Source organism: Synechococcus sp. H70.1 (assembly GCF_047502705.1).
Classification (GTDB): domain Bacteria; phylum Cyanobacteriota; class Cyanobacteriia; order Thermostichales; family Thermostichaceae; genus Thermostichus.
Map to the genome: position 1 here is coordinate 1 of NZ_JANSIV010000072.1, position 6424 is coordinate 6424.

At 61.6% G+C, this 6424-nt stretch carries 8 protein-coding genes; 6 read left to right on the forward strand and 2 right to left on the reverse strand.

Features of this window, described 5'->3' with window-relative positions; translation table 11 throughout:
* Positions 1-211, forward strand: a 211-nt coding sequence (locus NW827_RS05030) for a hypothetical protein (protein WP_414503405.1), incomplete at its 5' end; no start/stop codon positions are given.
* 25 nt (positions 212-236) lie between these two features.
* Here NW827_RS05030 and ispF read toward each other — a convergent pair.
* Together ispF and NW827_RS05040 are read right to left on the reverse strand one after the other, a co-directional pair.
* The gene (gene ispF, locus NW827_RS05035; protein WP_414403697.1) at positions 237-710 is read right to left on the reverse strand and encodes a 2-C-methyl-D-erythritol 2,4-cyclodiphosphate synthase; all 474 of its coding nucleotides are present in this window, start codon (positions 708-710) and stop codon (positions 237-239) included.
* A gap of 262 nt (positions 711-972) precedes the next feature.
* Positions 973-1287, reverse strand: coding sequence for a TIGR02450 family Trp-rich protein (locus tag NW827_RS05040; RefSeq protein ID WP_414403698.1), 315 nt, complete (start codon positions 1285-1287; stop codon positions 973-975).
* A gap of 108 nt (positions 1288-1395) precedes the next feature.
* On the opposite strand from NW827_RS05040, the gene NW827_RS05045 reads away from it, so the two are divergent.
* The 5 genes from NW827_RS05045 to NW827_RS05065 all read left to right on the forward strand — a co-directional run.
* Complete coding sequence (locus NW827_RS05045; protein WP_414403699.1) at positions 1396-1791, forward strand: hypothetical protein; 396 nt, start codon at positions 1396-1398, stop codon at positions 1789-1791.
* Positions 1792-1914: 123 nt separating this feature from the next.
* A complete protein-coding gene (locus NW827_RS05050; protein ID WP_414361718.1) occupies positions 1915-3267 on the forward strand; it encodes a TldD/PmbA family protein in 1353 nt (450 codons plus the stop codon).
* A gap of 135 nt (positions 3268-3402) precedes the next feature.
* Positions 3403-4872 carry a glutamate-cysteine ligase family protein gene (locus NW827_RS05055; RefSeq protein WP_414403700.1) on the forward strand — a complete coding sequence of 490 codons (1470 nt, stop codon included), beginning with the start codon at positions 3403-3405 and terminating at the stop codon, positions 4870-4872.
* A 226-nt stretch (positions 4873-5098) separates the two neighbouring features.
* A complete protein-coding gene (locus NW827_RS05060) occupies positions 5099-6115 on the forward strand; it encodes a M14 family metallopeptidase (protein WP_414361714.1) in 1017 nt (338 codons plus the stop codon).
* A 78-nt stretch (positions 6116-6193) separates the two neighbouring features.
* Positions 6194-6424 (forward strand): GTP-binding protein (locus NW827_RS05065; protein WP_414503406.1); only part of this gene is annotated, 231 nt, incomplete at its 3' end.

Genomic DNA, 6424 nt, shown 5'->3' on the forward strand with positions numbered 1-6424 from the left:
GCTGCAAGCCTGCCTAGGCCTGGAGATCGACGGGCTGGCCCAGCAGGTGCGCCTCACCCAGCCCACCCTGCCCCTGTGGCTGCCCTATGTAACTCTTGAGAACATCCAGGTGGGGCGGGGATCCCTGGACATTGGCCTGTATCTTCAGGCAGGAGGGGTGGGGATCAACGTCCTTAGGAGCACAGGGGATGTGGAGCTAACGGTGAGGTAGGGATCCAGCCCAGGAGCAGCTACCCTCAGCGTTCCACCAGCAGGGCCACGGCAAAGGCAGCCATGGCCTCCCCCTGGCCGATGGGGCCGAGTTTTTCGTTGGTGGTGGCCTTCACGCCTACTTGTTTGGGCGATAGTTGCATGGCCTCGGCTAGACGAGCCTGCATGGCGGGGATGTGGGGCTTGAGCTTGGGCTGCTCTGCCACCACGATGCTATCGACGTTGGCAATGCGCCAGCCCTCTTGGCTTACCAACTGCACCACCTGCTGCAGGAGGAGAATGCTGTCTGCCCCTTTCCAGCGCTCCTCTTCCGGGGGAAAGTAGTAGCCAATGTCCCGCAGGGCGGCGGCTCCTAGGAGGGCGTCCATGATGGCGTGGGTGAGCACGTCCGCGTCGCTGTGGCCCAACAGACCCTTTTCATAAGGGATCCGGATCCCGCCTAGGATCAGGGGGCGCCCTTCTACGAGGCGGTGGATGTCATAGCCCTGGCCAATACGCACTGTTGCGGCTCCCTTGGGAACACCAGCGAGACTTTTGCCAACTTCCCCCCCGCAGAGGTGAAACTGCCGCTATCTATTCTGCCGACTCGAGAGGAGAGGAGCAGATGGGACAGGAGGAACCGCTGTAGCAGTCGAAGCAGATAAGGTGGGACTTCCCGTAGGGATTGGTACAGCGCTTGGCCCATGGATAGTCGCCGTAGCCGAGCTCTTTCCCACAGACATCACACCTGGGCATCGTTTTCTCCTCAAAAAAGTCTTGTAGCTAGAAGAATACAGCGCTAGAGGGATCCGGGGATCCCTGAACCCCCAGAGAGCCAGATCCGCAGGGGATCCCGTCTTCCAGCGGCGTCCAGCCCGGCTGCCAGAGATCCCGGTTTTTGAGGGTGGCGGCGTTGACCCAGAGGCGCACCTGGGGATCGCAAACGGCCCTCAGCTCGGCAAACACTAGCCCCCCTTGCCCCTCTTGGCGAGCGGTGACCTGAAAATGGCGCCAACCCATCACAGGCTGAACAGAAGTCCACTTGGAGCCCAGCAGATGGGGAAAGCGCTGTTTTCGGCGGGGTTTGCTGCGAGCCATAAGTAGAGAGCTCCAGGGCTGTCCTTGGCTGGATGGGGGAGACCGGGGGCGATAGGATCGCTAAGGGTGCTTCGGCATTCCAAGCTACCTACCTCAGCTTATCTACCTATGGTGCAGCACGAGCAACGGCTTGGGTTCTCTTGGCAGCAGGTATTGCTGATCCTCCTGGCCTGCCTGGTTTGGGCAACGGGACTGCCCCTGGTGGCGTCCAGCGCCTGGGCAGCAACCGAGCCGGCACTCTCTGGCAAACTCACAGGGCCGGAGTGGCGCCAGGCGGATCCTGAGGCCAAGCAGGCGTTTTGTCGCAAAGCCTTTCAGGCGTTTCGGGCCTCTCCTGCCCAGAGCTACATCATCAGCTCCAATGTGCAAGCTTTGACCCCAGAAGGTCTGTGTCAGCGGCTGGATCAGTTTTATCAGTACCCCATCCACGACGAGATCCCGCTCAACCAAGCCGCCAACATTGCCCCCTTGCTGTTCTCGGATCAGCCGCTGGAGCAGCCCTGATGCGGCAGGGATCCGCAAAACTCCCGAGCCTGAGCAACCCCTCTGCCCCCTGCTGCTAGGGCGGGTCTTGGCAGCAGGGTCGATAATAGAACTGTTCTCTTGCAGATCTAGATCTCAAGTTCTATGGCCGGCTCCGTCATTGCTCCCGAAAACCTGCTGGATCTCTGCGAACAGGGGGTGCAAAAGGCCCTGGCTGCCGGAGCTGACCAAGCAGAGGTGTTTGCCAACTCAGGCCGCGAGACGGAAGTAACTTTTGAGAAAAATGACCTCAACCTGGTTCGCACTAGTTGTGAGACCCTGTTTGGCATCCGGGTTTTCTGCGGCGGCAGGCTGGGCTTTGCCACTTCCAACCGCCCAGAGGATCTGGCCGAGACAGCAGCTGAGGCGGTGGCCATGGCTAAGGCCTCGCCGGCGGATCCCCTCAACGGCCTGCCGGATCCCCAGCCTCTGCCCCAGGTGCCCTTTGCCCTCGACCCGGGCCTACTGGAACTGGATGCTGCCGAGCTGACGCAACTGGGATCCCAACTGGTGGAGTGGGTACGCTCTCAAGACCCCCGCATCACCATTGACAGCGGCTCCTTTAGCGTGGAAGAGGACACCGTGGCCATTGCTTCTTCCACCGGCATCCGCGCCAACTACCACAGCGTCGAGGCGGGTGGATCCCTGTTTGGCATGGCCATCGATGGGGATGAGGTGGGCAGCTTTGCCTACGACGGCGACAGTGTCCAGAAGCGGGCGGATCTGGTGCCGGCCCTGGAGCGGGCTTTTAATCGCTTTGTGCAAAAGTGTGTGGGGGCTCTAGGGGCTAGGGAGGGGGAGAGTTTTCGCGGTCCCATCGTCCTGCCCCCGGAGGTGGTGGAGGAGTTTCTGGGAGACCTCCTCTTTGTGCTGGGGGCAGACGCGGTGCGCAAGGGCAAAAGCCCCCTGGCGCAGAAGATGGGATCCCTGATTGCTAGCCCCCTGTTGACCTTGGTTTCCGAGGGACTGGGCTTGCCCGGCTATCTCATTGAGCCCTTTGACCGCGAGGGGATGCCACGCCAGGTTACCCCCCTGATCCACGAGGGGATCCTCTGCAACTTCATGTACAACAGCTACGAAGCCCGGGCTGCTGGCGTTCCCTCCAATGGCCACGCCACCGGGGGGGCGGGCAGCTTGCCAGGAGTGGGGCCAGCCTGTTTGAGGGTGACCCCGGGAACGACGCCCCTGGCGGAGCTGTACGCGATGGAGCGGGGCATCATTGTCACGCGGCTTTCCGGCAGCAGCAACCCCATCACAGGGGATTTTTCTGGGGTGGTGAAGGGGGGCTTTTTGGTCAAGGGTGGCGAGAAGCGCCCCATCCTGGAGACCACCATTGCCGGCAACCTCTACGACTGTTTGCGCAATATCTCTGCCATCTCCCAGGAAGTAACCGTTTTCAACGGCACGGCTGCCTTTCCCGCTCTGCGCATTGAAGATGTCTCGATCACGGCAGGCTGAGCCAGCTCAGTGGCCTAGCCAGCACCCTTAGGCTAGGACCTGGCCAGGAAGCGACAGCGGCAAACTGCCACCCCCCGCGATCCCCAGTAGCAGCGATACAGTGGTCTTATTCCCAAAAGCCGCGGAGTTGTTTCCATGGGCCAGGAGATCACCTGCCTGAGTTTTAGCGACGAAGACTTTACTGAGTTCAAAGCTCGGCTGCAGCAAGAAACAGATTTGCTCGAGCGCTGGCTGGCCGGCGTGCCGGGGCTGGATCCCGCCTGTCGGCCCTTTGCCCAGGGATCCCTGGTGGGCGGGTTTGAGCTGGAAGCTTGGCTGGTCACCCCCCAGGGAGAGCCGGCCCCGATCAACTCCGCCTACCTGGAGGCCGTCAACAACCCGCTGGTGGTGCCGGAACTGGCCCGCTTCAACATCGAGATCAACGGCCGGCCTCAGGTTTTGGTCGGCTCGGCTCTGCGGCAGTTGCAGCAAGAGCTGGCGCAGACCTGGGATCACTGCTGCCGAGTGGCCGAGCAACTGCAGGCGGGGCTGGTGATGATCGGCATTTTGCCCACGCTGCAGCAGCAGCAGCTCACTTTGGAGATGATCTCGCCCCGCAAGCGCTACCTGGCCCTCAACGAGCAGATCCTAAACCTGCACCGGCGCGAGCAACCTTCAGGGATCCCGCCCCTGGGGCTGGCGATTGCAGGGCCTGCCACCCTGCTGCGCGTCACCCACCCAAACGTTATGCTGGAGGCAGCCACCACCTCCTTTCAGATCCATCTGCAGGTGTCGCCCCACCAGGCAGCCCGCTACTTCAACGCTTCTCTCCTGGTGTCGGCCCCCCTGGTGGCCCTGGCAGCCAATTCTCCCTATCTGTTTGGGCACGACCTGTGGGCGGAAACCCGCATCCCGGTGTTTGAGCAGGCGTTGGATGGCCCACCCCCCCTCGCCCCCACCCACCAAGCTCGCGTTACCTTCGGGCAAGGCTATGTCCAGGAATCCCTAATGGAGCTGTTTTGGGAAAATCTGCACCGCTACCCGGTGGTGTTGCCGCAAAGGCTAGCTGCTGCTCCCTCAGAGCTGGCCCATCTGCGCCTGCACAACGGCACCATCTGGCGCTGGAACCGCCCCCTCATCGGCTTGGATCCCGTTCCCCACCTGCGCATCGAACAGCGGGTGACTGCAGCAGGCCCCACCCTGCCGGACATGATTGCCAATGCGGCCTTCTACTTTGGCCTGGTGCAAGCTCTAGGATCCCAACCCCTTCCTCCGGAGCAGGAGCTGAGCTTTGCCCAGTGCCGCGCCAATTTCTACGCGGCCGCCCGCTTTGGCCTCGAGGCCCCCATCACCTGGCTCAAGGGGTGGCAGGGATCCCTGCGCCAGTTGTTGTTGCAAGAGCTGCTCCCGCAAGCAGAGGCGGGCTTGGCGCAACTGGACTTGGACCCCCAGGATATCCAGGAGTACCTGGGCATTCTCCGCGCCCGCGTCGAGTCGGGGCAGAATGGGGCCACCTGGCAGCGCCGCTACGTGGCTCGGCATGGTAAAGATATGCAACAATTGACCTGTGCCTACTGGGAACGACAGCGGCAAGGTCAGCCGGTACACACCTGGGATCTCGGCTAGGGAAGCCGGCAGGGGGGATAAGTCACCGCTTGAGGGATGCTTTCTCAAAAGTCAGGGCGACGACCTAAGCCACAAGCACGACAGCCAGTTGTTGATTTCCAGCTAAGGATGAGACAGTTCGCTACCCCAATCTCCCTTTCCCCTCTCCCAACGGGAGAGGGGCTGGGGGTGAGGGCTTCTTAAGCAGCCAAAAGGTTTGCGTTGAGGTGCTTGCCCAAAAAACCGTATGCTCACCGTTCTCGATCACCTGCCGGAGCAACTCCTAGATTTAGAAGCCCATCACCTCTATGACCGATTGGGCGGGCCAACCCTCATCCATCTGGCGGGACGGCGGGATCCCCCTCTGTTTGTTTCCGTCCTGCTGCACGGCAACGAGACTACCGGCTGGCAGGCAGTGCGCCAGCTTCTGCGCTGCTACCGCGGGCGGGAGTTGCCTCGCTCCCTTTCCCTGTTCATTGGCAATGTGCAAGCTGCCCGCCACGGGCAACGGCGGCTAGACGGCCAACCGGACTACAACCGCATTTGGGGCCCCGGCTCCACTCCCGAACACGCTATGGCTCAGGCCGTCCTGCGGCAGATGCAGCAACGCGGCGTGTTTGCCAGCGTTGACCTCCACAACAACACGGGCACCAATCCCCATTACGCCTGTGTCAATTACTTAGATCGCTCTACCTTGCACCTGGCCACCTTATTTGGGCGCACCGTCCTCTATTTCACCAAGCCAGAAGGGGTGCAGAGTATGGCCTTTGGGCGCTTCTGCCCGGCGGTAACCCTGGAATGTGGCAAGCCGGATCAGCCCCACGGCACCCAACATGCCTACGAATTTCTGGAAGCCTGCCTGCACCTGTCGGCGCTGCCGCAACGCCCCGTCCTGCGACAAGATATTGATTTATTTCACAGCGTCGCCATCGTCAAGATCCCGGAGGAGGTGAGCTTCAGCTTTGGGGAAGCGGGGGAAGCACCCAAGGGATCCCAGCCACACCTGCGCTTTCTCCCCGATTTGGATCTCCTCAATTTTCGGGAGCTCCCTCCCCACACCTGCATCGGCTGGACGAACAACGGCTTCCACCTGGAGGTCCAAGACGAGCAAGGCCAAGATGTGGCGGAGCGCTTTTTCTATACCCAGAATGGGGAAATTCGCACCCGCGTGCCCCTGGTGCCGGGCATGCTCACCCTCAATAGCCGCATCATCCGCCAAGATTGCCTCTGCTACCTGATGGAGCGCTACTCGCTAGCGGGTTGAGTTGAGGGATGCACAAGCAGTCCTGGAGCTAAGCTAGTAGAGCTCCTGAAGAGAAGCCGCCGGTCAGCCGCAGGGAGAATGAAAGCCCAGCTTCCGGTTACGATTTTGACGGGTTTTTGGGGCAGGGGCAAAACCCCACTGCTCAGGCGCCTCTTGCAGGAGGAGGGGCTGGGCAGTGGAGTGATCCGCAACGAGTTGGGTGGGATCTCCATCGAGGGCAACCTAGCCCACCTGGCTGCAGGAGCGCTGCTGCAGCTTAGCAATGGCTGTCTCTGGGGCAGGGTGCGGCAGGACCTTGAAGGGGCCGCG

Bases quoted from the DNA above. Each gene is read 5' to 3' on its own strand.
- NW827_RS05060 (WP_414361714.1), top strand. From the start codon at position 5,099: ATGCTCACCGTTCTCGATCACCTGCCGGAGCAACTCCTAGATTTAGAA.
- NW827_RS05045 (WP_414403699.1), top strand. From the start codon at position 1,396: ATGGTGCAGCACGAGCAACGGCTTGGGTTCTCTTGGCAGCAGGTATTG.
- NW827_RS05050 (WP_414361718.1), top strand. From the start codon at position 1,915: ATGGCCGGCTCCGTCATTGCTCCCGAAAACCTGCTGGATCTCTGCGAA.
- NW827_RS05040 (WP_414403698.1), bottom strand. From the start codon at position 1,287: ATGGCTCGCAGCAAACCCCGCCGAAAACAGCGCTTTCCCCATCTGCTG.
- NW827_RS05055 (WP_414403700.1), top strand. From the start codon at position 3,403: ATGGGCCAGGAGATCACCTGCCTGAGTTTTAGCGACGAAGACTTTACT.